Source organism: Streptomyces sp. cg40 (assembly GCF_050320165.1).
Classification (GTDB): Bacteria; Actinomycetota; Actinomycetes; order Streptomycetales; family Streptomycetaceae; genus Streptomyces; species Streptomyces hokutonensis.
Genome location: NZ_CP190128.1, coordinates 8,953,347 through 8,976,427 on the forward strand (window position 1 = coordinate 8,953,347; position 23,081 = coordinate 8,976,427).

Below are 23,081 nucleotides of genomic sequence, written 5' to 3' on the forward strand. Positions count from 1 at the left end.
TGCCGGCGTCAGAGCTGTGACAGCTCGTCCACCAGGTCGTCGAGGCCGAGCGAACCCTGCGACAGCGCGGCCATGTGCCACGCCTTCAGGTCGAAGTCCTCGCCGTGCCGCTGCCGTGCGTTCTCCCGGCCCAACAGCCAGGCGCGCTGGCCGAGTTTGTAGCCGATGGCCTGGCCCGGGATCGTGAGATAGCGGGTCAGCTCGCTCTCCACGAAGTCCGCCGGACGGCTGCTGTGCGCCCCGAAGAACTCCTGCGCCAGCTCGGGCGTCCACCGCTCACCGGGGTGGAACGGCGAGTCCGCCGGGATCTCCAGCTCCAGATGCATACCGATGTCGACGATGATCCGGGTGGCCCGCATCATCTGCCCGTCCAGGAAGCCGAGTCGCTCCTCCGCGTCGGCCAAGTAGCCCAGCTCGTCCATCAGTTGCTCCGCGTACAGCGCCCAGCCCTCGGCGTTGGCGCTCACCATGCCGACGGACGCCTGGTAGCGGGACAGGTCCTCGGCGACATGCGCCCACTGGGCGAGCTGGAGGTGATGGCCGGGGACGCCCTCGTGGTACCAGGTCGAGACGAGGTCGTAGACCGGGAACCGCGTCTGTCCCATGGTCGGCAGCCAGGTGCGGCCCGGCCGCGAGAAGTCCGACGAAGGCTGTGTGTAGTACGGCGCCGCCGCACTGCCCGCCGGCGCGATCCGCGACTCCACCCGCCGTACCCGCTCGGCGAGTTCGAAGTGGGTGCCGTCCAGCTCCTCGATCGCCCTGTCCATCACACTCTGGAGCCAGTCACGGACCTCGTCGACACCCTCGATGTGCCGCCCGTGCTCGTCGAGGTGGGCGAGCGCCACCCACGGGGTCGCGGCGCCGGGCAGGATCTTCTCGGCCTCCCGCTTCATCTCCGCGAGCAGCCGGTGGTACTCGGACCAGCCGTACGCGTACGCCTCGTCGAGGTTCAGCTCCGTACCGTTGTAGTAGCGGGCCCAGCGCGCGTACCGCTCACGGCCCACCGTGTTCGGCGCGCCCTCGATCGCCGGCGCGTACACGTCCCGCAGCCAGTCCCGCAGTTCCACCAGGGCCGCGGTCGCCCCGCGGGCGGCCTCGTCGAGCTCGGCGCGCAGGGTCTCGGGTCCGGCCGAGGCGAAGTCCTCGTACCAGCCGCGCCCCTCGCCGTCCGGGTCCGACCACTCGGTGAGCTGGCCGATGAAGGTGGCCGTCGGGCGCGGACCCGCGAACAGCTTCCGGTCCAGGCCCAGTTGGAGGGACTCGCGGTAGCCGGCCAGCGCGGCGGGCACCGCGCGCAGCCGCTCGGCGATCGCCGCCCAGTCCTCTTCGGTCTCCGACGGAGTCACCGTGAACACATCACGCACCGAGTGCGCGGGGGTGTGCATGTTGCCCACCTCGCGCAGACCCTCCTCCGTGTCGTGCACACCGAGTGCGGCGGTCAGCCGCTCGCGCAGCAGGCGCGCGCACCGGCGCTCCACGCCGCTGTCCGCGCCGGGTCGGCGCTCTGCCTCGTCGAGCTTCGCGAGGGTCGCCCGCTGAAGCTCCGCGAGTCGTTCCTGACCTGCGGGGGAGAGATCGGGCAGCCTGCTCGAACTCTCCTTCACGCCGAGATACGTACCGATGACCGGGTTGAGGGCGATGAGATCGTCGACGTAGGCGTCGGCGACCTGCCGGGGCAGCGGAGTATTGGTCTGCGACATGAGGACCATCCTCATACCTGGGACTTCTCCCCGTCACCCCGATTCGGCTACGGGCGTGGCAAGCGGCAGCAAGGGCCCGCAGTCCCACTGCTGGAAGATCAACCGGGTCTCCACACGCGCCACCTCCCGCTGTGACGTGAACTCGTCCAGGACCAGCCGCTGCAAGTCGGCCATGTCCGCGACGGCCACATGGACGAGATAGTCGTCCGGCCCGGTCAGATGGAACACGGTCCGCGACTCCGGCAGCGCCCGCACCCGCTCCACGAACGGCCCCACCAGCTCCCGCCGGTGCGGCCTGACCTGCACCGACAGCAGCGCCTCGAGACCGCGCCCCAACTTCGCCGGATCGAGCCGCAGTTGATGCCCGAGGATCACACCGGCCCGGCGCAACCGCGCCACCCGGTCCAGACACGTCGACGGCGCGACCCCGACCTGCGCCGCGAGCTCGCGATACGTCGCCCGGGCGTCGTTCTGCAGCAGCCGCAGCAGATGAAGATCCACCGGATCGAGTACGACAGAGTCGGTCATCCGTCGAACGTAACACGGAGTTCTGGCATGCGTACCCGGTCGATGTTCACCCTTCTCTCCATGGACACAACGAGCCTGCACCCCACCCCGGCCCGCCGGGCGCTGGACACCGAAGCCGTGCACGCCGGCCGTGACGACCTGGCCCGGCAGGGCCTGCACGCCGCGCCCATCGACCTGTCGACCACCTACCCGTCCTACGACAGCCGTGGCGAGGCCGCCCGCATCGACGCCTTCGCCACCACCGGCGCCGAACCGGACGGCCCGCCCGTCTACGGCCGCCTCGGCAACCCGACCGTCGCCCGCTTCGAAACCGCCCTCGCCCGCCTCGAAGGCACCGACAGCGCGGTCGCCTTCGCCAGCGGCATGGCGGCCCTGACCGCCGTCCTACTGGCGCGCGCCTCACTGGGGCTGCGACACATCGTGGCCGTACGGCCCCTCTACGGTTGCAGCGACCACCTGCTCACCGCCGGACTGCTCGGCTCCGAGGTGACCTGGACCGACCCGGCCGGCATCGCCGACGCGCTGCGCCCCGACACCGGCCTTGTCGTCGTCGAGTCACCGGCCAACCCGACCCTCGCCGAACCCGACCTGCGCGCGATCGCCCACTCCTGCGGCTCGGTGCCCCTCCTCGCGGACAACACCTTCGCCACGCCCGTCCTGCAACGCCCGATCGAACACGGCGCACGTCTCGTCCTGCACAGCGCCACCAAGTACCTCGGCGGGCACGGCGACGTGATGGCGGGCGTGGTGGCCTGCGACGAGGAGTTCGCCGGCCGACTCCGTCAGATCCGCTTCGCGACCGGCGGCGTACTGCACCCCCTGGCCGGCTACCTCCTGCTGCGCGGCCTCGCGACCCTGCCGATCCGGGTACGCGCCGCGTCCGCCACCGCTGCCGAACTCGCCCGCCGCCTCTCCGCCGACCCGCGCGTGGCCCACGTCCACTACCCGCGCATCGGCGGCGCGATGATCGCCTTCGAGGTACATGGCGACCCCCACGAGGTCATCGCCGGGGTCAGCCTCATCACCCCGGCGGTGAGCCTCGGCAGCGTGGACAGCCTGATCCAGCATCCGGCGTCGATCAGCCACCGGGTGGTGGAGGAGACGGACCGGCGGGGGGCCGGGGTGAGCGACCGTCTGCTTCGGTTGTCGGTGGGGCTGGAGGATGTCGAGGACTTGTGGTCGGACTTGGACAGGGCGCTCGCGCCCGTCCTCAGGGGCGCGGGGCTGCATTCATCTGCGGCTCCGCCGCGGGGCGCGACCAGCCACAGCGCGCCCGCACCCGCCGACTCAGCCGCCATCGCTACGGCGCTTCGGCCCTCCCGAACTCCGTGACCTCGGCAGCTCCCACCGCCGAACCCAACCGCGCCGTGACCACCAACGTCCCCTCCTCGATCTGATAGTCGAGCGGCAGCTCAAGCCCCCGCATCGCCGCCACCATCCCCGTGTTGGACGCCTGCGTCACGGCATACACGCTCTCGCAGCCGGCCTCGACAGCCATCCCCACCAGCCGGCCAAGCAACTCGCTCCCGATGCCCCGCCGTTGCCAGTCGTCCTCGACGAGCAGCGCGACCTCCGTCTCGTCCCCGTCCCAGAGCAGGTGCCCGAGTCCGACGATCCGTCCCGACGCCGTTTGCACCGCGAGCGTCCGCCCGAAGCGCGGAGAGAGCAGGTGGTTGAGATAGCGGTCGGCGTCACCGACCGGCCCGTGGTACCGCATGCCGAGCGTGCGCGCCGAGCAGCGCTCGTGCATCTCCCGCGCCGCCTCCAGATCGCCGGTGTCCGCCCTCCGCACGGTGATCGCGTTGCCCTCGGGCAGCGTCAGCACGTCCTGGCTGCGCGGGATGCGCGGACCGAGCCGGGCGTCCAGCTCCACCAGGGCCCGCGCCCGGGCGAACTCGGTGGGCGTGAACGGCAGATACGGCCGCTCCACGGTGATCACTCCGCCTTCCGGCGCCCGCAGGCGCATGACCGTGTCCTCCAACGACCCCTCCGTGGGCATCGGCTCCGGCTCGCGTCCCTTGCCCGAAGTGGTCGCGGGCAGCGAACGGATGGTGCACCGGCCGAGCAACTGCCGCAGCGCCAGCGGCAGTTCCGCCGCGTCCAGGGCCGTGCGGGTGGCCAGGCCCAGGACCCGGGTCGGCGCGTCCACCAGATCGTGGGCGTCGGCCCGCTCGATCCAGGTGCTCGAACCGCCGGCCGTCGCCACCACCCGGGTGATCTCGGAGGCCGCGACCTCGCCCGGCGCCCGCAGCAGGAACTCGTCCACCGTGCCCTCGGCCAGCGGATGCGTCTGCAGGCTCAGGATGTCGACCTGCCGTCCGGCCAGCGCCGTGCACAGCGCGGCCAGCGATCCGGGCGCGTCCCGCACCGTGGTCCGCATCCGCCACAGCGTGGCCGGCTCGGCGACGCCGTCGGGCGCCACGGACGACTGCTGGGACTCCGGCTCGGACCCGCTCGGGGACTCCGACTCGGAGGGCCCGGCCTGCCGCACCCGTGCGGCGGACCGGGCGCCGGTATCGCCCGTAGGAGGTGCGTGACCGTGGCGGCGTGACCACCATGTGTGGAACCCCGCCGTGGCGATCAGCGCCAGCGCGGAGATCGCCAGCAGCGTCGGGCCCCCGGGCCCGTGCCCCACCAGATTCGCCACGACGTCCGCCACGGCGACCGCCGTGAACAGCGCCGCCAGCTCCACCAGGTCGCGCCGCCAGTGGTGCACCGGACGCCCGTGCCTGGCGCGCGTCACATCAGACATGTCTCGACTCATGCAACCACTGTGAAGGAAGGGTGTTGCGTGATCACGAACGCTCTGTGACCGACCGGTAAAAGCATGGTTCTGTACCTTTTGCCGTTCTTTTTGCGAGTGCGCTGCTCTGAAGGTCAGCCCCGGTGTCCTACGTCATGCGGCCACCCCCGCCACCAGCGCGGTGCGCAGCCGACGTGCCTGGGTGACCAGTCGGGACGTGCCGGTCCGGTCCGCCGCCTGCGCCAGATGCGGCAGCTCGCCCCGCGCCCCGGACCGCTCCGCGCACTCGGAGGCCACGGCGAGCAGGTCCCCGAGCCCCCGCGCCGGCGTCGGCTTGATGTCCCCGTCGAGATCGGCGAGCAGCGCGGTCAGGGCGTGCCGGAGGATCCCCCATATGCTCGTGTTCGCCCCGGTGGCGGCCCCTGTCCGCATCGACTCGGCGAGCCGCGAGGGCTTCACCGCCCCGCTCCGCACCAACTGCCCGAGATCCGTGCCCAGCCGCTCCCCGTCCAGCTGTCCCCGTGCCGCGAGCACCAGCAACGCGTCCACCGCGGCGAGCCGGTCCTCGGGGTGCCGGGCGCCGAGCCCGTACGCCAGACACAGGTGCGTCGCCTCACCGGCCACGCCGTCGGACTCGGCGAGCAGAGCGAGTACGGCGGCAGCGCCCCGGGCGTCGTCCACGGCCGCGGTGGACACCTCCCGCACTATCCGCACCGCCACCAGCTCGCGCAGCTCGGGAAGTATCGCGAGCCAGTGCCGCTGCATGTCCCGGTTCCAGTGGAAGCAGTGCCAGCGCTCGCCGTAGACCGTCGTCGGCCGTCCGAGCTCCCGGAACCCCGCCGGGAAGTCAGCCTGAAGTGAGACGAGTTCACCGAATTCGAGCTGGACGCGGGCCCCGGTGGACCGTCGTCGGCTGGTGGGCGGCGCGGGTTCCCCGGACGACAGCCAGCGGGCGAGCCGGACGCCCTCGGCCGTACCGAGCGCCGCCGCGCGCTCGGCCGCCACCGCTGCCGCCGCCCGGTCCGTGCGGCGCACCCGCAGCAGCGCCTGCGCGAAGTCCGCCGCCGAGACCCGCGCGTCCAGCTGCCGATAGGTGTCGAGCCGGGCCACCAGTTCGTCTGGCTCCAGCAGGCCCGTGTTCCAGCTGGGGGTCGACAGCAGGAACGGCAGCGGCTCCGCGCGGATGCGGTACGCCACCTCCCAGACGCGTGCCTCGAAGGCATGGGACAGCGGGCTGTGTCCGCATGACCGGGACCGGGAGCCGCCGTGCTGGACGGCGTTGTGGAGTGTGGCGGTGTGCACCTTGCCCCGGAGCGTGGCCAGCAGGAGGTCGAGGCTCTCCGCCACGGTGTTGAACCCGTGGTGATTCTTGCTGAAGCGGTTGTCGACACGGACGTCGTCCGGATCGGAGCCGCCCCACCAGAGGCGCGCGCACACCGGCCCCAACGCCTCCACCAGGGCGTCCCGGTCCTGGTAGGCGTGGCGGACGAGTCCGTCCAACGCCCGCTCGAACGCCGCCACATCGCTGTCGGATGCCATCAACGCCCCTACTTCCTCGGCGAGTTCGACCGCCGACTCGGGAGCCGGTGCGAGGCGGACCGGCGTCGGGGGTGGCGGAAGCACCTCCTCATGGACCGCCGCCTCCGCGGTGACCGGCGCCGCCCCCAGCGTCTCGACCGCACGCGCGCGCAGCGCCGGGACCAACTGGTCGGCCGCCGAAGCGAGTTCGGCCCGCACCTTGGAGGAGTCGACCTTCTTCAAGTGCCGCTCGACCAGTTTCAGCGCCCGCTCCTGAACCTCCGTGTCCGCGTGCCCGAAGGCGAACGCGAGCGCGGGCAGCACCTCCGCGGCGGCCGACGCGTCCTGTGCCAGCACCTTCCCCAGCAGCACGAGCTGCGCCCGGACGAGCTTCTTCTCGGACCTGAACAGCACCGCGTCGGACAGCTCCGCCAGCCGGCGCGGCGTCAACTCCCCGTCCAGAGCGAGAGAACCGAGCACCGTCTGGGCGTGCGAGGCCGCGGTGGGCACCGCGTCCGAGGTCAGGGCCAGCCAGTCGGCGATGTGCTCCCGCTCCTCCTCACGAGTGAGGGCGAGCCCCTTCAGCACGCGCAGGAACGCCCGCTGATCGAGCGTCGAACCGCCCCGCAGCAGCCGGGCCACGCAGGCGTCCACCGTCCGCTTCCGGTCCAGGGCGCCCTCGACGCTGAGCCGGGCGATCGCGTCGACCCAGCCGTCCACGTTCTCCTTGGACGACCACTCCATGGGACCGGCGACGTCGTTCGTCTCGAACAGCGCGGCCATCAGCTCCGCGAGGTGGGGATCCCTGCGCAGCCGGTCGAACAGGGTGTCCCCGAGCTGCCACAGCTGACCGGTGTGCGACACCCAGGCCTGCACATAGGTCTCCGTCGTCGGCACCGGACAACCGGAGAGCCGGACCAGACCCGCCATCAGCTCGTACGACACCCCGGCGGAGGCCGGCCGCCCGGCGAGGCGGTGTGTCACATCGGCCAGCCAGGAGGCATCGCGGTCGCCCAGGATGTGGATCAGCAGCGCCGCCGACGACTGGGACCAGCGCATGTCGCTCCCGGCGATCCAGCTCACCGCGGCGGCCGCCCCCGTCTCACAGGCGGCACCGGCCGCGTGCAGTGTCGGATAGACGTGGCGGGACGGATGACCCCACGGCGCCGTGCGCAGCTCCTTGCGGAGGTCCTTCAACTCCGGCAGGAACGCCCGGCGTTCGGCATCCGTCAGCCCGTCGAGCAACCCCACCACCTCGGCCGTCCGTCCCGCCCGTACCGCTTCCATCAGCGCACTCATCGCACACCCCCGTCGACCCGCACCATGTCCCGCTCCACCGCGGCACCCCGCCGCACCATCCGTACCGCCAGCGCGTGCTTGCACGGCCCGCGCCCGCCCCGGTACTTCGCCCACCACACACAGCTGCAGCTCAGCGCCCCCGCCTCGTCCCGCACCCGGTGCACATGACCGTCCTCGGCCGTCACCGTGCCGATCGCGCCGTCCAGCCGCACCGCGTCCGCGGCCACCAGCGCGAGCGCCGAGCGCAGCCGCGGATTGTGACGCTCCACGCGCCGCGCGTCGTACGGCAGTTCACGGTGGAAGTAGGCCGCCTCCGCCGTGTCGTACCCGACGCGCCCGGAAGTGCCCAGCCGGACGAGCGCGGCGCGGACCCGCTCGGGGGTGAGCCCCGAGGATGCGGCCAGGTCGCCCACGTCGATGCGGGGCTCCCAGGCCAGCAGCACGGCGATCAACTCGGCGTCCTCGCCCGCCTCGTCGGTCGCGAGCGCGTCCAGGAAACCTCCCTCGCCGGAGAAGCCGCGCGACGCGTCCGGCGACAGCGTGAGGGTCAGTCGCATCCCCGGCAGGACCGCCTCCCACGCACCGGCAGTGGCGTCGGCGCCGGTGACGGAGGGGCCGTAGATCCGCAGGGACGTCGCATGGCGCAGGACCCGCTGGAGGGCGATCAGCCGCTCCGGCCCGGGCAGGCACACCGTGCCCGGGACGGGGCGGGTGGTGGGGCGCAGGCTGCGGCCCGCCGGTACGACCCAGCGGGGGCCGCTCGCGGCGCCGCGCGCACCGGCCTTCGGGAGCGAGCGCAGGAAGCGGACCGCCTCCGCCGCGGGCAGCTCGCCCCGCAGGTCGAAGCCCGCCGCTATGACCTGGGCCTCCGCGAAGCCGCGCAGCCAGCGGTCCGGGAGCGGCACCTTCTTCTCCAGCACCGGGCCGTCCAGTGTGGTCACGGCCAACTCCTCCGGGCCGACCCGGAGATGGAGCGGATCGTCCGGGCCGATACGCGAAAGGGCTTCTCGCAGCGGGTTGTTGACGTCGACGTTCGTCGTGCCGTGTCCCACCTCGCCGCCGTCGAGACCGGGGCCGAGGACGTCCAGTCGCGCGTACACCCCGCCGCAGCCGGAGAAGGACTCGAAGCGCAGCCGGTCACCGCCCGCCGTCACCACCGGGTCGAGCGAGGCGGCCAGTTGGCGCTGGTAGTACCGCGTGCCCGCAACGTCTGCCACCGCCAGCAGCGCCGCCGAGGCCACCTGAGGCGAGGTCAGGAAGCCCGCGAAGAAGCGCGGATGGTCGGTGACACCCGAAGGCGTCGCCCCCTGGGAGGTCTCCAGCCCGAGGCGCCGTCCACTCTCCGACGACTCCAGCACGGAGGGTCGGCGATAGGTCACGGCCTGCAAAGATCGCGTCATGGAAAAACCGTAGAGGCCGCCACTGACAATCGGCCTGACCTGCGAAAACGCGGGATTGGGCGCGGATGCCGGCGTGCCGCGACACGCACCGCGCACCGGGGGATGACGCCGGTGCGCGGTACAGGTTCGAGGGTAGTGGAGTTACTGACCGACCCGTCCCGGCTGAAGGGTCTGCGTGAACAGCACGGTGCCGTCCGACTCGCGCAGACGTACCGTCAGTTCCCCGCTGTGGCCGTCGATGTCGACCTCGCCGAAGAACTGGTAGCCCTCGGCCGGCGACACGTTCGCCACGGTCGGTGCCTTCACGAACACCCGCTCGGGACCGAAGGTGTTGTCGAGGTCGTTGGCCGGGAAGGCGCCCGCGTTCAGCGGGCCGGAGACGAACTCCCAGAACGGCTCGAAGTCGGTGAACGCGGCGCGCGAGGGCTGGTAGTGCTGGGCGGAGGTGTGGTGCACGTCCGCCGTCAGCCACACGGTGCCGGTGATCCGCCGGTGCTTGATGTACCGCAGCAGCTCGGCGATCTGCAGCTCACGCCCCAGCGGCGCGCCCGGGTCGCCCTGCGCGACCGCCTCGATGTTCGCCTTGCCCTCGGTGGCGTCGGGCACGACCAGACCGAGCGGCATGTCGGCGGCGATCACCTTCCACACCGCGCGCGAGCGCGACAACTCCCGCTTGAGCCACTCCAGTTGCTCGCGGCCGAGGATGCCCTGCGGGTCCACGGTCTGGTTGTCGGGCGAGTTGGCGTTGCGGTAGGTCCGCATGTCCAGGACGAACACGTCGAGCAGCGGACCGTGCCGCATCACGCGCTGCACCCGGCCCTCCTTCGCGCCCGGGCGCAGCGTCGAGACCGGGAAGTACTCGCTGAACGCGCGCCGGGCGCGCACCGCCAGGGCGTCGACGCTCTTCTCCGTGTAGCGGGTGTCGGTGGCGGCGATCACCTCGCCCGGATACCAGTTGTTGCGGACCTCGTGGTCGTCCCACTGGATGATCGAGGGCACCTGGGCGTTGAAGCGCTTGAGGTTCTCGTCGAGCAGGTTGTAGCGGAAGTTGCCGCGGAACTCGGCCAGGGTCTCGGCGACCTTGGACTTCTCCTCCGTGGTGACGTTCCGGTACAGGCTGCCGTCGGGCAGAGCCTGCGTCGCCGTGATCGGACCGTCGGCGTAGATGTTGTCGCCGCTGCACACGAAGAAGTCAGGGTCCAGCTCGGCCATCGCGTCGTAGATGCGGTATCCGCCGAGGTCCGGGTTGATGCCCCAGCCCTGGCCCGCCAGGTCACCGGACCACAGGAAGCGCACTCCGCGCCGCCCGGTCGGCACCGTACGGAACGTGCCTGCGACGGGTTCGCCGGTGCGGCGCGGGTCGTCGGGGTCGGCGAGCAGGACCCGGTAGTGGATCTGCTGCCCCGAGGGCAGCCCGCGCAGCCGGGTGGTGCCGGTGAAGTCGGTGTCCGGGCCGAGCAGCGGACCGTGCCACCGGTGCGGGTTGCGGAACGACCCGGTGGCCGAGGTCTCCACGACCATCCGGGCCGGGCGGTCCGAACGCACCCACACCAGGCCGGAGTCGGAGGTCACGTCCCCCGCCTGCACACCCCAGCCCGCCTTCGGACGTCCGGACAGGGCGAAGGCCGGCGCGGCGCCGAGGGCGGCGGGCACGGTCAGGGCCGCCGACGCGGCCAGAGTGCCGCGCAGGACGCTGCGGCGGGCGGGGAACGGGCGATGCGACATGGGGTTGCGCCTCCACGGACGGGATGCGGTCAGGGTGCACCGCCACAACTACTGGTGCGCCGCAGCGCGCACGGAAACCACGGGTGAACAACGGAACGCGTGACATCAGAGGCCGTCCGTGTGCCGGGCACCGGCCATCAGACGTACACCCGCGCGGATCCGCCCCGGAGACAGATGCGCGTACCCGAGGACCAGCCGTACGACCGCGTCGTCGGCACGCGCGTGTGCGTAGGCCGTGAGCGGGCGCATCGCGACACCGGCGGAGGCCGCCCGTTCCAGGAAGTCGTCCTGGGGGCCGTACTTCTCCGGGAGTTCGGCGATGACGTGCAGTCCCGCGGCGATCCCGGTGACCTCCGCTCCGGGGAAGTGTTCCTCCAGGGCGGCGACCAGGGTGTCACGCCGCTGCCGGTAGGCGCGCTGGCAGCGGCGCAACTGCCGGTCGTAGTCCCCGCGTTCCAGGAACCGGGCGAACAGCGCCTGGTCGAGGGTCGGGTGGCCGAGGTCCATGGTCCGTTTGCGCTCCACGACCTCGTCGGCCAGGGACTCCGGCACCAGCAGCCAGCCGAGCCGCAGCCCCGGGGCGAGCGATTTGCTGACCGAGCCCGCGTAGGCGACATGCTCCGGGTCGAGGCCCTGGAGGGCGCCCACGGGGGCGCGGTCGTAGCGGAAGTCGCCGTCGTAGTCGTCCTCGAAGACCAGGCCGTCCACCGAACGCGCCCAGTCGAGGAGTTGGGCCCGCCGCCGCGCGGAGTAGGCGATGCCCGTGGGGAACTGATGGGCGGGCGTCACCACCACGGCCCGCACACCGGACGCCCGTAGTGGCCCGATGGCCAGGCCCTCGTCGTCCAGGGGCAGCGGTACGGTGCCGACGCCCGACGACGCGTACAGGGCGTCGTGCTGCGGGCTGCCCGGGTCCTCGACGCCGACGGTGCGCATCCCGCGCGCGTGGAGCACGAATCCGAGCAGCGCCGTCGCCTGAGCCACTCCGGAGACCACGATCAGCCGCTCGGGATCGGCGACCACGCCCCGGCGGCGCGCCAGCAGTTCCGCGAGAGCCGTACGCAACCGGGGCAGCCCGCGCGGATCGGGATAGCCGAGCAGATCGTGCGGCGACTCCGCCAGCACACCGCGCTGCGCCGCGGCCCAGGCGGCGCGTGGGAACAGCGACAGGTCGGGTGTTCCGGGCACGAAGTCGACCCGGGCGCCGGGGGAGCGCGGTGCGAGATCACGCGCGCGTGGCCGCGCCGCCCGCACGGCACCGCTCACCCAGGTGCCCGCGCCCCGGTCACTGCGCAGATACCCCTCCGCCGTCAATTGCTCGTACGCCTCCGTGACCAGCCCTCGCGACACCCCGAGGTCGGCCGCCAGGTCCCGGCTCGACGGCAACCGCGTGCCCGGCGCCAGCCGCCCCGAACGCACCGCCTCGCGCAACGCGGCCTGGAGCGAACGGCCACGCGTGCGTGCCGGTGTCGAGACGGCGGGCAGCAGCAGCTCCCACGCGGCGGAACCCGTCAGCCCCTCAGGATCGCTCAGCCCCTCCGGATCGGTCGACCCGTCCGGATTGGTCCGCGATGACGTCATGGAAGTGGACCTTAATCCGGACCGCCCTGCTGCCTAGCGTCGCCGCCATGACCGCAACCGCCGCCCGCGGCGCCCCGCTCGCCGCCTTTGCCTGCGTCCTCGTCGGCGCGTCCTTCACCGCCAACAGCGTGCTCGGCCACTACCCGTACGCGGGCGGCCAGTTCCTGCGCTACGGCCTTGCCTGCCTGCTGCTGCTCCCCTTCACCGGCAAGGACGCGACAGCCCGGCTACGGGCGCTCACGCCACGTCAATGGGCCCGCCTCGCACTCCTCGCGGCCATCGGCATGGTCGGCTTCAACCTGGCCGTCATCGCCGCCGAACACAGCGCCGAACCGGCCGTCCCGGGTGTCTTCGTGGGCTGCGCCCCCGTGGTCGTCGCGACCCTCGTCCCGCTCCTGGAGGGACGCCGTCCGCGCAGGATCGTGCTCTACGGGGCGTCGCTCGTCGCCGTCGGCGCGTTCACCGTCCAGGGGTGGGGCCGTACGGACGCCGCCGGAATCGCCCTCTCCGGGTGCGCACTTGCGGGGGAGGTGGGCTTCGCGGTGCTCGCGGTGCCCGTGCTGCGCCCCCTGGGGCCGCGGTTGTTGTCGGCGATCGTGTGCGGTGTGGCCGCGATCGAGGCCGCGGCGGCCGGGCTGCTCCTCGACGGGAACGGCTGGCTGCGGCGACCCGACACCACCGAGGCCGCCGCGCTGCTGTGGCAGGCGGCGGTCGTCACGGTCGTCGGCTTCGTGTGCTGGTACATGGGCCTGCAACGGATCGGTGCGGAGCGCGCCACGCTCTTCTCCGGCCTCATCCCGGTCGCGGCGGCCGCGACCGCGCCGCTCGTCGGAACGGGCGCCTACGGGGCCGCCCAGGCCGTCGGCAGCGCCCTCGTCGGCGCCGGAGTGGCCCTGGGATCAGGTGCGTCGACGCGGTTCCCGCGCCGGTCAGCGGCTGCCGTCGAGGATGACGCGCGCGACCAGCGCCGGGTCGTCGCTCATCGGGCAGTGCCCGCAGCCGGGCAGCCGCACGAGCCGCGCCCGCGGGATCAGGTGCTTGGCCCGGACGCCCTGGCGGCGCAGCAGCAGCCGGTCCTGGCTGCCCCAGGCCACGGTGACCGGCAGGCCGGGGAGGTCGTCGGTGAACTGGACGGTCGTGCCGGCCCGGAGAGTGTCGTCGAACCCGGGGGCGTTGACCAGCGCGAGCGTCTCGGCGACCACGGCCTCGGGTGAACGGCGGCCGGGGCGGGCGTAGATGGTGCTCGTCAGGGCGGTGCGGCCGGCCACCGTGCGCGACAGGCGCTCGACCATCGGGAGCGGCATCCGGCGGGCGATCCCCCGCATGGTGAGCAGCACCCCGAAGGCGTAGCGGCGCTCGGCCTCGGACCAGAACCCGGCCGGGGAGAGCGCGGTGACGGACCGCACGACCTTCTCGCGGCCCAGCTCCAGGGCCAGCAGACCGCCGAGCGAGTTGCCCGCGATGTGGGGCCGGTCGAGCCCGAGCGCCTCGCAGAACGCGCCGAAGACGGCGGCCGTCGTGGACAGGTCGTACGCCAGCCCCTCCGGCAGCGCGGGTGAGGCGCCGAACCCGGGGAGGTCCACGGCGATCACGTCCCGCTCGGTCGCCAGGATGTCCACCACCGGGTCCCAGGCCTGCCGGTGATGACCGATGCCGTGCAGCAGGAGCAGTGGTTCGCCGCTGCCCACGCGCGCGTAGGACAGCGTCACGGTCCGCGGGCCGTGCGGAGAGGGGACCGGGAAGGAGACGGTGGCGGACATGGGGATGCTCCTCGTCTGGACTCGCTGACAGACGCCGTACAGGCCGTGTAGACAGCTTGTCAGCAAAAGCTACCGACCGGTAGCCCCCGTCGCCGCAGACCTGGAGGACCTCAACGCGCGCTGCGCACCTCAAGGTTGAACTCGCCGTGCCCGAGGGTCCGGAACAGGTTCACCCACAGCGGCAGCATCATCTCCGCGGCGCGCGCCGACTCGATGCCGCCCAGGTCCAGCACCCGGTGCGCGGGCCAGCCGAACTCCCCGAGCAGGGCCGCCACGTGCGACTTGGCCTCCGCGTCCTCGCCGCACACGAACACCTGGTGCCCGCCCGGCACGAGTGAGGGGTCCACCATCACCCGGCAGTTCACGGTGTTGAGGGACTTCACCACGCGCGCGTGCGGGAAGGCGCGCTGGATCTGCTCACCCATACTGTCCGACTCCACCGGCGACAGCCTGAGCCGGCCGTCCTCGAACGCCAGGGGATTGGAGACGTCCAGGACGACCTTGCCGTCGAGATGCTCCGCCCCGGCCGCCTCCAGCGCGGCGAGCGCCACCCGGCCGCCCACCGCGTTCACGATCACCTCGCCCGCCGCGGCGGCCTCCGCGAACGTACCGGCACCCGCTCCGGCCCCGGCGCTCCCGGCCCACTTCACGGCGGCCGGATTGTCCTTCGTGCGCGAGCCCAGGGTCACCTGGTGCCCCAGCTCGACCAACTTGCCGCCCAGGGCCTGGCCGACCTCGCCCGTGCCCAGCACCGCGTATCGCATCGCCACCTCCGCAAGGGGCCGCCGGACGCCGTCGGCCCGTGGCCGATTCTGCTCCGGGACGCACGGATTTCTCCTGGACAGGGCCGCACGCGTCGCATGGGATAGGACCGTGACCACCGACACGCCGACCGACGTCTTCGAAGACCACCGCCCCGTCCTCATGGGAGTCGCCTACCGCATGCTCGGGCGGGTGGCCGACGCCGAGGACGTCGTCCAGGAAGCCTGGCTGCGCTGGTCCGGAGCCGACCACCGCGCGGTGCGCGAACCGCGCGCCTACCTGGTACGCGTCACCACCCGCCTCGCGATCGACCGACTGCGCCAGATCAAGGCGCGCGGCGAGACCTACGTCGGCCCCTGGCTGCCCGAGCCGTACGCCACCGACTTCGGGGACACCGTCCCGGACGCCGCCGAACGGGCCGTCCTCGCCGACTCCGTGTCCCTCGCCGTACTCGTCGTCCTGGAGTCGCTGTCGCCGCTGGAGCGCGCCGTGTTCGTCCTCAGGGAGGCCTTCGGCTACCCGTACGCCGACATCGCGGCCATGCTCGACCGCGGCGAGCCCGCCGTGCGCCAACTCGCCGGACGAGCCCGCAAGCACGTCGACGAAGGGCGCCCGCGCTACGACGTCGACCCGGCCCAGCGCCGCGATCTGACCGAGCGGTTCCTCGCCGCGGCGTCGGAGGGCGACCTGGCGGGCCTGATGGAACTGCTCGCGCCGGACGTCCGACTGGTCGGCGACAGCGGCGGCAAGACCAAGGCGCCGCTGCGGATCCTGGAGACTGCGGACAATGTGGGCCGCTTCCTGATCGCCGTCGCGGGCAAGGGCATTCCGGAGATCTCGTTCCGCTTCCTTGAGCTGAACGGCGGCCCTGCGGTGCTGATCCTTTCGGGTGACAAGCCCGACAGCGTCTTCCAGGTGGACGTATCCGCCGGACGCATCCGGTCCGTGTATATCGTCCGCAACCCCGACAAGCTCCGCTCGCTGGCTTCCGCTTAGCCGAGCCACGGACAGGGCCCCCGTTTCGCGACGGGGGCTTTGCCGTCGTGTCACGAAACGCGCCCTTTACGAACGCCCTGTGAACGCCCCATGGCAACCGCTCTCTGTGTTGCCTGTGGGATCGAGGATTGGTCTTGACCAAGGGTGTGGGCCGTCCTATGGTCACTGATAAGTGAAACAACCTTTAATAAACAAGGGCGCTAAAACGCGGCCGGACCACGGCGATTGCGGAGGACAGGGTGGGGACCACGCAGTTGGAATCGGTGCCGGAGCCGAAGTACTGGCATCTCAAGACAGTGCTGAGCGAGGCACTGGACTCCGAGTTCTCCGTGGGCGAGATCCTGCCCAACGAGCGAGACCTGGCGGCCCGCTTCGGCGTCGCCAGGGCCACACTCCGGCAGGCTCTGGAACAACTCGAACTGGAAGGCCGGCTGCAGCGCCGCCGCGGCGTCGGCACGACCGTCGCGCCGCCGCGCATGGGTGTCGCCGTCGGCACCGAGCAGCACGCCTGGCCGGGCGCCGCGGAGGACGCCTGGCAGTCCGTCGACTGCGTCCTGGCGGCTCCGCCGGCGGCCGTGGCCGAGGTCCTGGAGACCGCTTCCGAGGAACTCGTGCACACCGTACGGCGCTCCCGGGTGAGCCACGGGCAGCCGGTCGCCGCCGAGCTGCTCTACATTCCGGAGTCGTCGGTGCCCGACCTCTCCGCGATAGACGCTCCCTCCGCGACCGCACGCGCGCGTGCGGTGCTGCGTGAGCTCCAGCGCCTCGAACTGGAGGGCCAGGACCGCGCCGTAGAGCTCGGCTCGGCCCGCGCGGACGACGCCAAGGAACTCGACCGCCTCCCGGGGGCACCGGTCCTCGTCGTCACGACCCGCTTCTTCGCCGAGGGCCGCACCGCCGCGGTCTCCGTCGCGACCTACCGCGCGGACACCTGCCGCCTGACCTTCGCCGACTCGGGCGGCGTGGAAATCCACCACGGCCCGGAACGCCAGGCTTCCTGACGGCAGTAACAGGTCATCCGTAGCGCGCCCCGGAACTCCACCGGGGCGCGACGCGTTGGCGCAGCCCTGAAGGGGCGCGGGGCTGTGTCGATTTGCGGCTCCGCCGCGTGGGCGCGCCCAGCCACGACGGCGCCGCACCCGACAAACGACACCAGCGCACTCACCCGCCAAGCTAGCGCCGCGTCACCGTGCCCTCGACCGCGAACAGTTGCTCCTCGACATGATCGAGAGCGAGCCGCAGCGCCCCCGTGGCCGCAGCCGCCTCGCCCAGCAACGACAGGGCCACCTTCGGCGGCCGGAGACAGTACCGCGCCAACTCCCGCCGCAGCGGCTCCAGTACGCCGTCCAGACCGGCCGCCCAGCCGCCCACGACGACGAGCTCGGGGTCGAGGGCCAGGACCAGCGCCGCCACGTCGTGCACCAGGCGCTGTATGAAGCGGTCGACCGCCGCGCGGGCCCGCTGGTCGCCGTCGCGGGCCAGCGCGAAGACCTGCGCGACCGCCTGCTCGTCCAAGGGGTGCAGCGGTTCGTCCGTCGTGGACAGCAGCGTCTCCGGAGTCACGTCCCGGCCCAGCAGATGCAGCGCTCCGATCTCACCGGCCGCCCCGCGATACCCCCGGTGCAGCCGGCCCCCGATCAGTGAACCGGCGCCGGGGCTGAGTCCCGCCAGGACCATCACCATGTCGTCGGACTCGGTCGCGGCGCCCTTCCAGTGCTCGGCGACCGCCGCCGCGTTCGCGTCGTTCTCGACCAGCACCGGGCACTTGAAGGAGCGGCTAAGCCGCTCGCCCAGGTGCAGTCCCGTCCACTGGGGCAGCGCGGTGCCCAGCCGAACGGTCCCGTCCGCCTCGACGATGCCCGGTGTGGCGACCCCGACCGCCCGCAGCGAGCCGCGTGCCACTCCGGCCCGGCGCAGCAGCTCGGCGACCGCCGTGCGCAGCCGCTCCAGACGCTCGTCCGCCGACGCCGTCTCGTCGACGTCCTTGGCGATCGCGCCGAGCACCCGGCCGTCCAGATCGGCGAGGAGCACGGCGACGCGATGTGCGCCGATCTCCAGGCCCAGCAGATGCCCGGCCTCGGCCCGGAACCTGAACCGCCGCGCGGGCCGCCCCTGGCGCCGTACAACGCTCTCGTCGGCCGCCTTCTCGACGACCAGCCCGGCCTCGATCAACCCCTCGACGACACCCTCGACGGTCGGCCGGGACAGACCGGTCACCCGGGTGATCTCCGTCAGCGTGGCGCAGTCCGTGGCACGCAACGCGTGCAGCACCACCGCGGAGTTGATCCTCCGCAGCAGCGAGGGGTCCCCGCCGGTCAGCCCCGCCAAGGTCTGTCCTCCCAGCTCGTGCGCGTGTTGGGCGGATCGTACTCGGCGCGGCGGACCCCGGCGAGTGCCGGGCGCCCCCGACTCATGAGCCCCACCGGATCACCCGGGCGCCACGAACCCGGACTCGTACGCCGCGATCACCGCCTGGGTCCGGTCCCGCGCCCCCAACTTCGCCAGTACGGCGCTCACATGCGACTTCACCGTCTCGGTGCCGACGACCAGCCGGGCGGCGATCTCCGCGTTCGACAAACCCCTGGCCATCAGCCGCAGCACCTCGCCCTCACGCTCGGTCAGCCGGGCCCGTTCCAGCGCCGCGCGCGCCGCCCGGTTCCCGCCGCCGTCGCCGTACTCCGCCGCCAACTGCCGTACGGATGCCGGGAACAGCAGCGACTCGCCCTCGGCCACCAGCCGCACCGCGTGCACGATCTCGGCCGGCCGGGCCCGCTTCAGCAGGAACCCGTCGGCACCGGCCCGCAGCGCCTCGTACACGTACTCGTCGTTCTCGAAGGTCGTGATGACCAGGATCTTCGGCGGGTCCTCGACCGTCCGCAGTACCGCGCGCGTGGCCTCGATGCCGTCCAGGAGCGGCATCCGTACGTCCATGGCGACCACATCGGGCCGCAGCTGCCGCACCAGCGGGATCACCGCGGCCCCGTCGGCGGCCTCCCCGACCACCTCGATGTCCGGCTGTGCCTCCAGCACGGCCCGCAGGCCCGCGCGTACGAGGGGTTCGTCATCGACCAGGAGAACGGTGACCGGCATCCGGCCACCCTAGATCAACCCAGCGGCAGCTCCGCATGCACCTGCCAGTCGCCCTCGTCGGGCCCCGTGTGCGCCCGGCCCCCGAGCAGCGCGGCCCGCTCGCGTATGCCCCGCAGCCCACTGCCCCTGCCCGGGCCGGATATCGCCGCCGTCAGCGGATTGCGCACCTCCAGATCGAGCGTCCCGTCCGCGACCCGGATACGGACCCGGACGGGTACCGACCCCGCGTGCCGCAGCACATTCGTCAGCGCCTCCTGAAGAATCCGGTACCCCTCCCGGGACACCGGTCCCGGCACCGTCTCCAACGGCCCGGTCACCTCCGCGTCGACCTTCGCCCCCGACGCCCGCGCGGACTCCCACAGCCGATCGGCGTCCACCAGCGTCGGCCGACTGCTCACCGGCCGCTCCGCCTCACGCAGTACACCCAACACCCGCTCCAGATCCTCCAGCGCGGCCCGGCCGGTCTCCTCGATGGCACCCAGGGCACGCTCGGTGAACTCCGGGTCGCCCGCCGTCCGGGCGGCACCCGCCTGCACCACCGCCACCGTCAGCGCGTGTCCGATGGAGTCGTGCAACTCCCGCGCGATGCGGTTGCGCTCCAGCAGCTGCTCGGTGCGCTCCTCCAGGGCGGCGAGCTGCTCCGCGCGCGAGGGACCGAGCAACACGCGGGCCGTCGACGTGGCCACCTTGCCGAGGACGACGACGGCGCCGTACAACGCGATCACGGGGAGCGGTGCCAGCCAGGCGTACCACCCGCTCGGTGACGCCTCTTTGAGGACCCATACGTCGTCGGGCACGTGCCCGCGTGCGATCTCGACCAGCTGGAAGGAGATGACCGGGAACCAGACGCAGGCGAACGTGGTCACCCAGCCCAGCGCCATCCGGGCCTCCAGCCACAGCACGGTCCGGCCCCGGTCCCGCCAGGTCGCCGAGGGTGCCACGGAGATCCCCGGGTCCTGCTGCCCCGGCGTCAGCAGCAACTGCGCCTGCACTCCCTCGCCGATCCGCACGGCCGGGATCAGGCCGACCGGGATCAGCATGAGCGCGGGTGCGTACGGAGTGTCCGGGCTGATGAAGAGCCACACGCTGGTGATCAGCATCGGCACCCAGAGGTGCAGCAGACGCGTGTACGTCGTCCCCCGGAGCAGCGGGCGTAGGAAGCGGGCCATTCCGACATCGTGACAGCCGGCACCGACAATCGGCCTCCCCCCGGCGGGGGAGGCGATCTCCACCGGCGGGGGAGGGCCCAACTCGCCGGAACAGCAAGGCTGTTGGTCATGACCAGCATCGACGTACGAGACCTCGCCAAGGAGTACGGCACCCGGCGGGCCGTGGACCATGTCACCTTCTGCGTCCGTCCCGGCAAGGTGACCGGCTTCCTCGGTCCCAACGGCGCCGGGAAGTCCACCACCATGCGCCTCGTCCTCGGCCTCGACCGGCCCACCTCCGGAACCGCCACCGTCGGAGGCCGCCCCTACGCCGAGCTCACCGAGCCGCTGCGTCACGTGGGCGCCCTGCTCGACGCCCAGGCCGCCCACGGCTCCCGCACCGGCCGCGACCACCTGTGTGCCCTGGCCGCGAGCAACCGCATCCCGGCCGCCCGGGTCGACGCGGTGCTGGAGGAGACGGGACTCGCGTCGGTGGCCCGACGCCGGGTGAAGACGTACTCCCTGGGCATGCGGCAGCGGCTGGGCATCGCCGGTGCACTCCTGGGCGATCCCGAAGTCATCCTGCTGGATGAGCCGTCGAACGGCCTGGACCCCGAAGGCATCGTCTGGATCCGGGAATTGCTGCGCCGCCTGGCGGCGGAGGGCCGCACGGTCCTGGTCTCCAGCCACCTCATGAACGAGACCGCCTCCTTCGCCGATCACCTGGTCGTCCTCGGACGCGGCCGACTCCTCGCCGACACCCCGATGCGGGACTTCATCGACGCGCGCGTGCAGCCCCACGTACGCATCCGTACGACGGACGCCGGTGCCCTGAAGGCCGCACTCGCCGGGCACGGCCACGACGCCGTGGAACACGAGGACGGGCACTGGATCGTGACGCACGCACGCGTGGACGAGATCGGCACCCTGTTGTCCGCGGCGACCGTACCGATCCTCGAACTGGCCTCCGCGGAGGGCACGTTGGAGCAGGCCTACCTCGATCTGACCACCACCGAGACCGAGTTCACCGCACCGCACCAGGAGGCCTGACCATGGCATTCGCGCCCGTGTTCCACTCCGAGTGGATCAAGATCCGTTCCCTGCGCTCCCAGATCGCGTCCCTCGCCACGATCCCCGCGGTGACGGCCCTCTTCTCCGCGCTCGCCTCGTCCGACACCGGGGGAGACGACTTCGACCCGCTCGTCTCGGTCTTCTTCGGCGTGAGCTTCGGACAGATCGCGGTGATCGCCTTCGGTACGGCCGCCGTGTCCTCCGAGTTCCAGGGCGGAGCGCTACGGCTGTCGCTGGCCGCGGTGCCGCGCCGGGGGCGCTGGTTCGCGGCCAAGGCGACGGCGATCGCCGTACCCGTGCTGGTCGTCGGCCTGGTCACCGGCGTCGTGACGCTGCTGGTGGGCAAGGCGGTGCTCGGTGCCAGGGCCGATGGGCTCGGCTGGGCGGTGCAGGTGCGCGGGGTGGCCGGCTGTGCTGTCTATCTCACGCTGATGGCGCTGTTCGCGGCCGGTCTCACTGCGCTGTTGCGCAGCGGTGCGGCGACGCTGGGCATCCTCATCCCGTTCCTGCTGATCGTGTCCTTCGTCATCGGCGACATGTCGAACAACATCGCGGACCTGCTGCCCGACCGGGCCGGCCAGGTGGCGCTCCACGCGACCTGGGACGGCGCGATGGGCCCGTGGACCGGGCTCGCGGTGACGGCGCTGTGGGCGGCGACGGCCTTGGCCGCGGGGGCGTGGAGCGTGCGGCGCCGGGATGCCTGATCCGGGCAAGTCACTGACGCCCCGCCAATTGTCAGTGGCAACCGCTTTACTGGATCACATGGATATCGTCGCGAAGCACCTGGCCGCCATCGACCGGCTCTGCGCGCAGGAGTTCCCTGCGGAGCCGAGCGCCTCGGGTCGCTGCGCGGCCGGGCCGGGCCACTTCACGGTGGAGTTAGAGACCGACCAGGAGCTGACGGCGGACGACGTCGACGCCTTGCGGCAGGGTCTCGCGGAAAGGCTGAACGACCGCCTGGGCGAACAACTCCCTTGGCCTCAGCTCACGGTGAGGGTGCGCATGGAGCGGGGCGAGGAGATACCGGAGCCCTGGGCCGCACTCGCCGACCGCACGAATGCGCTGAACGTCTGGGAGGCACAGGACACCGGCCGCTGGATCGCTCTAGGCGTGGCCGACCGGGACGAGGAGGACGCGATCCGCCTCCTCGTCGCGGTCACGGACATAGACCCACCGTGACCTACTGGTCCCGTGCGGCCTCCCGCAACCGCCCGAACTCCTCCGCCATCGTCGCCGCCGTCCAATGCGCGTTCAGCCCGCTCGGATTGGGCAGCACCCACACCCGCGTGTCCCCGAACATCCGCTCCTGCGGCCCCACTTGAGCCCGGCGGTCGTCGAACGCGGCCCGGTAGGCCGTGACGCCCAGCACCGCCAGCCACCGCGGCTGCCACCCCGCCAGCTTCGACGCGAGCGCCTGCCCGCCCTCCCGGTACTCCTCCGCGCTCAGCTCGTCGGCCCGTGCCGTCGCCCGCGCCACCACATTCGTGATGCCGAGCCCGTACGACAACAACTCGCCCTGCTCCGAAGGCTTCATGAGCCTCGGTGTGAAGCCGGACAGCTGCAGCACCGGCCAGAAGCGGTTGCCGGGACGGGCGAAGTGATGGCCCGTGGCCGCCGTCATCAGACCCGGGTTGATCCCGCAGAACAGCACACCGAGGCCGTCCGCGACGACGTCCGGTACGAGACGGTCACGGGCGGCCTCCAGCTCTGTCTGGGTGAAGCACTTCGGGGGCGTCGAGGGCGTCGAGGGCATCGGAGGC

The 23,081-nt window shown here is 72.2% G+C and carries 19 protein-coding genes and 1 pseudogene; 7 read left to right on the top strand and 13 right to left on the bottom strand.

What is annotated here, in order from left to right; genetic code table 11:
• Window positions 1-8 precede the first annotated feature (8 nt).
• The gene (locus tag ACQHII_RS40425; RefSeq protein ID WP_427923900.1) at window positions 9-1,700 is read right to left on the bottom strand and encodes a DUF885 domain-containing protein; all 1,692 of its coding nucleotides are present in this window, start codon (window positions 1,698-1,700) and stop codon (window positions 9-11) included.
• A gap of 33 nt (window positions 1,701-1,733) precedes the next feature.
• A complete protein-coding gene (locus ACQHII_RS40430) occupies window positions 1,734-2,228 on the bottom strand; it encodes an Lrp/AsnC family transcriptional regulator (RefSeq protein WP_388110137.1) in 495 nt (164 codons plus the stop codon).
• A 60-nt stretch (window positions 2,229-2,288) separates the two neighbouring features.
• On the opposite strand from ACQHII_RS40430, the gene ACQHII_RS40435 reads away from it, so the two are divergent.
• A complete protein-coding gene (locus ACQHII_RS40435; protein ID WP_427923901.1) occupies window positions 2,289-3,560 on the top strand; it encodes a trans-sulfuration enzyme family protein in 1,272 nt (423 codons plus the stop codon).
• Here ACQHII_RS40435 and ACQHII_RS40440 read toward each other — a convergent pair.
• The 5 genes from ACQHII_RS40440 to ACQHII_RS40460 all read right to left on the bottom strand — a co-directional run bounded on the left by ACQHII_RS40440 (window position 3,529) and on the right by ACQHII_RS40460 (window position 12,494).
• Window positions 3,529-4,980: a GNAT family N-acetyltransferase gene (locus ACQHII_RS40440; RefSeq protein WP_427923902.1), complete on the bottom strand. Its 1,452-nt coding sequence runs from the start codon at window positions 4,978-4,980 to the stop codon at window positions 3,529-3,531. The genes ACQHII_RS40435 and ACQHII_RS40440 overlap by 32 nt on opposite strands.
• A gap of 144 nt (window positions 4,981-5,124) precedes the next feature.
• Complete coding sequence (locus tag ACQHII_RS40445; RefSeq protein WP_427923903.1) at window positions 5,125-7,788, bottom strand: DUF6493 family protein; 2,664 nt, start codon at window positions 7,786-7,788, stop codon at window positions 5,125-5,127.
• Window positions 7,785-9,188 (bottom strand): SWIM zinc finger family protein, encoded by a 1,404-nt coding sequence (locus ACQHII_RS40450; protein ID WP_427923904.1) that lies wholly within the window; start codon window positions 9,186-9,188, stop codon window positions 7,785-7,787. The genes ACQHII_RS40445 and ACQHII_RS40450 overlap by 4 nt, the downstream gene beginning before the upstream one ends.
• Window positions 9,189-9,329: 141 nt before the next feature.
• Complete coding sequence (locus ACQHII_RS40455) at window positions 9,330-10,913, bottom strand: alkaline phosphatase D family protein (RefSeq protein WP_427923905.1); 1,584 nt, start codon at window positions 10,911-10,913, stop codon at window positions 9,330-9,332.
• Window positions 10,914-11,018: 105 nt separating this feature from the next.
• On the bottom strand, window positions 11,019-12,494 hold the full coding sequence (locus tag ACQHII_RS40460) for a PLP-dependent aminotransferase family protein (RefSeq protein ID WP_427923906.1): 1,476 nt from the start codon (window positions 12,492-12,494) through the stop codon (window positions 11,019-11,021).
• Between the two features lie 47 nt (window positions 12,495-12,541).
• On the opposite strand from ACQHII_RS40460, the pseudogene ACQHII_RS40465 reads away from it, so the two are divergent.
• Window positions 12,542-13,378: pseudogene (locus ACQHII_RS40465) on the top strand (DMT family transporter); the annotation flags it as partial.
• A 45-nt stretch (window positions 13,379-13,423) separates the two neighbouring features.
• Here ACQHII_RS40465 and ACQHII_RS40470 read toward each other — a convergent pair.
• Both ACQHII_RS40470 and ACQHII_RS40475 read right to left on the bottom strand, forming a co-directional pair.
• Complete coding sequence (locus tag ACQHII_RS40470) at window positions 13,424-14,254, bottom strand: alpha/beta fold hydrolase (RefSeq protein ID WP_427923907.1); 831 nt, start codon at window positions 14,252-14,254, stop codon at window positions 13,424-13,426.
• A gap of 110 nt (window positions 14,255-14,364) precedes the next feature.
• Entirely contained in the window at window positions 14,365-15,018 is a 654-nt protein-coding gene (locus tag ACQHII_RS40475) for an NADPH-dependent F420 reductase (protein WP_427923908.1), read from the bottom strand.
• A 109-nt stretch (window positions 15,019-15,127) separates the two neighbouring features.
• On the opposite strand from ACQHII_RS40475, the gene ACQHII_RS40480 reads away from it, so the two are divergent.
• Both ACQHII_RS40480 and ACQHII_RS40485 read left to right on the top strand, forming a co-directional pair.
• Complete coding sequence (locus ACQHII_RS40480; RefSeq protein ID WP_427923909.1) at window positions 15,128-16,012, top strand: RNA polymerase sigma-70 factor; 885 nt, start codon at window positions 15,128-15,130, stop codon at window positions 16,010-16,012.
• Window positions 16,013-16,251: 239 nt separating this feature from the next.
• Window positions 16,252-17,013 (top strand): GntR family transcriptional regulator, encoded by a 762-nt coding sequence (locus tag ACQHII_RS40485; protein WP_427923910.1) that lies wholly within the window; start codon window positions 16,252-16,254, stop codon window positions 17,011-17,013.
• 172 nt (window positions 17,014-17,185) lie between these two features.
• Here the strand turns inward: ACQHII_RS40485 and ACQHII_RS40490 are convergent, their stop codons facing one another.
• The 3 genes from ACQHII_RS40490 to ACQHII_RS40500 form a co-directional block, all read right to left on the bottom strand.
• Entirely contained in the window at window positions 17,186-18,340 is a 1,155-nt protein-coding gene (locus ACQHII_RS40490) for an ROK family transcriptional regulator (RefSeq protein WP_019070977.1), read from the bottom strand.
• A gap of 99 nt (window positions 18,341-18,439) precedes the next feature.
• The gene (locus tag ACQHII_RS40495; protein WP_427923911.1) at window positions 18,440-19,102 is read right to left on the bottom strand and encodes a response regulator transcription factor; all 663 of its coding nucleotides are present in this window, start codon (window positions 19,100-19,102) and stop codon (window positions 18,440-18,442) included.
• Between the two features lie 14 nt (window positions 19,103-19,116).
• Entirely contained in the window at window positions 19,117-20,271 is a 1,155-nt protein-coding gene (locus tag ACQHII_RS40500; protein ID WP_427923912.1) for a sensor histidine kinase, read from the bottom strand.
• A 108-nt stretch (window positions 20,272-20,379) separates the two neighbouring features.
• Here ACQHII_RS40500 and ACQHII_RS40505 point away from each other — a divergent pair, with 108 nt between their 5' ends.
• The 3 genes from ACQHII_RS40505 to ACQHII_RS40515 are packed head-to-tail and all read left to right on the top strand — an operon-like array spanning window position 20,380 to window position 22,500.
• Window positions 20,380-21,300: an ATP-binding cassette domain-containing protein gene (locus ACQHII_RS40505; protein WP_427923913.1), complete on the top strand. Its 921-nt coding sequence runs from the start codon at window positions 20,380-20,382 to the stop codon at window positions 21,298-21,300.
• A 2-nt stretch (window positions 21,301-21,302) separates the two neighbouring features.
• Window positions 21,303-22,025 carry an ABC transporter permease gene (locus ACQHII_RS40510; protein WP_427923914.1) on the top strand — a complete coding sequence of 241 codons (723 nt, stop codon included), beginning with the start codon at window positions 21,303-21,305 and terminating at the stop codon, window positions 22,023-22,025.
• Window positions 22,026-22,083: 58 nt separating this feature from the next.
• Complete coding sequence (locus ACQHII_RS40515; RefSeq protein ID WP_427923915.1) at window positions 22,084-22,500, top strand: hypothetical protein; 417 nt, start codon at window positions 22,084-22,086, stop codon at window positions 22,498-22,500.
• A 1-nt stretch (window position 22,501) separates the two neighbouring features.
• On the opposite strand, the gene mug is transcribed toward ACQHII_RS40515, so the two are convergent.
• Window positions 22,502-23,074 (bottom strand): G/U mismatch-specific DNA glycosylase, encoded by a 573-nt coding sequence (gene mug, locus ACQHII_RS40520; RefSeq protein ID WP_427923916.1) that lies wholly within the window; start codon window positions 23,072-23,074, stop codon window positions 22,502-22,504.
• Window positions 23,075-23,081: the final 7 nt, after the last annotated feature.

What these genes read in the sequence shown, in the direction of transcription:
- ACQHII_RS40425 (WP_427923900.1), bottom strand. Translation starts at nt 1,700, where the DNA reads ATGTCGCAGACCAATACTCCGCTGCCCCGGCAGGTCGCCGACGCCTAC.
- ACQHII_RS40430 (WP_388110137.1), bottom strand. Translation starts at nt 2,228, where the DNA reads ATGACCGACTCTGTCGTACTCGATCCGGTGGATCTTCATCTGCTGCGG.
- ACQHII_RS40435 (WP_427923901.1), top strand. Translation starts at nt 2,289, where the DNA reads ATGGACACAACGAGCCTGCACCCCACCCCGGCCCGCCGGGCGCTGGAC.
- ACQHII_RS40440 (WP_427923902.1), bottom strand. Translation starts at nt 4,980, where the DNA reads ATGTCTGATGTGACGCGCGCCAGGCACGGGCGTCCGGTGCACCACTGG.
- ACQHII_RS40445 (WP_427923903.1), bottom strand. Translation starts at nt 7,788, where the DNA reads ATGAGTGCGCTGATGGAAGCGGTACGGGCGGGACGGACGGCCGAGGTG.
- ACQHII_RS40450 (WP_427923904.1), bottom strand. Translation starts at nt 9,188, where the DNA reads ATGACGCGATCTTTGCAGGCCGTGACCTATCGCCGACCCTCCGTGCTG.
- ACQHII_RS40455 (WP_427923905.1), bottom strand. Translation starts at nt 10,913, where the DNA reads ATGTCGCATCGCCCGTTCCCCGCCCGCCGCAGCGTCCTGCGCGGCACT.
- ACQHII_RS40460 (WP_427923906.1), bottom strand. Translation starts at nt 12,494, where the DNA reads ATGACGTCATCGCGGACCAATCCGGACGGGTCGACCGATCCGGAGGGG.
- ACQHII_RS40470 (WP_427923907.1), bottom strand. Translation starts at nt 14,254, where the DNA reads ATGTCCGCCACCGTCTCCTTCCCGGTCCCCTCTCCGCACGGCCCGCGG.
- ACQHII_RS40475 (WP_427923908.1), bottom strand. Translation starts at nt 15,018, where the DNA reads ATGCGATACGCGGTGCTGGGCACGGGCGAGGTCGGCCAGGCCCTGGGC.
- ACQHII_RS40495 (WP_427923911.1), bottom strand. Translation starts at nt 19,102, where the DNA reads ATGCCGGTCACCGTTCTCCTGGTCGATGACGAACCCCTCGTACGCGCG.
- ACQHII_RS40500 (WP_427923912.1), bottom strand. Translation starts at nt 20,271, where the DNA reads ATGGCCCGCTTCCTACGCCCGCTGCTCCGGGGGACGACGTACACGCGT.
- ACQHII_RS40505 (WP_427923913.1), top strand. Translation starts at nt 20,380, where the DNA reads ATGACCAGCATCGACGTACGAGACCTCGCCAAGGAGTACGGCACCCGG.
- ACQHII_RS40510 (WP_427923914.1), top strand. Translation starts at nt 21,303, where the DNA reads ATGGCATTCGCGCCCGTGTTCCACTCCGAGTGGATCAAGATCCGTTCC.
- ACQHII_RS40515 (WP_427923915.1), top strand. Translation starts at nt 22,084, where the DNA reads ATGGATATCGTCGCGAAGCACCTGGCCGCCATCGACCGGCTCTGCGCG.
- mug (WP_427923916.1), bottom strand. Translation starts at nt 23,074, where the DNA reads ATGCCCTCGACGCCCTCGACGCCCCCGAAGTGCTTCACCCAGACAGAG.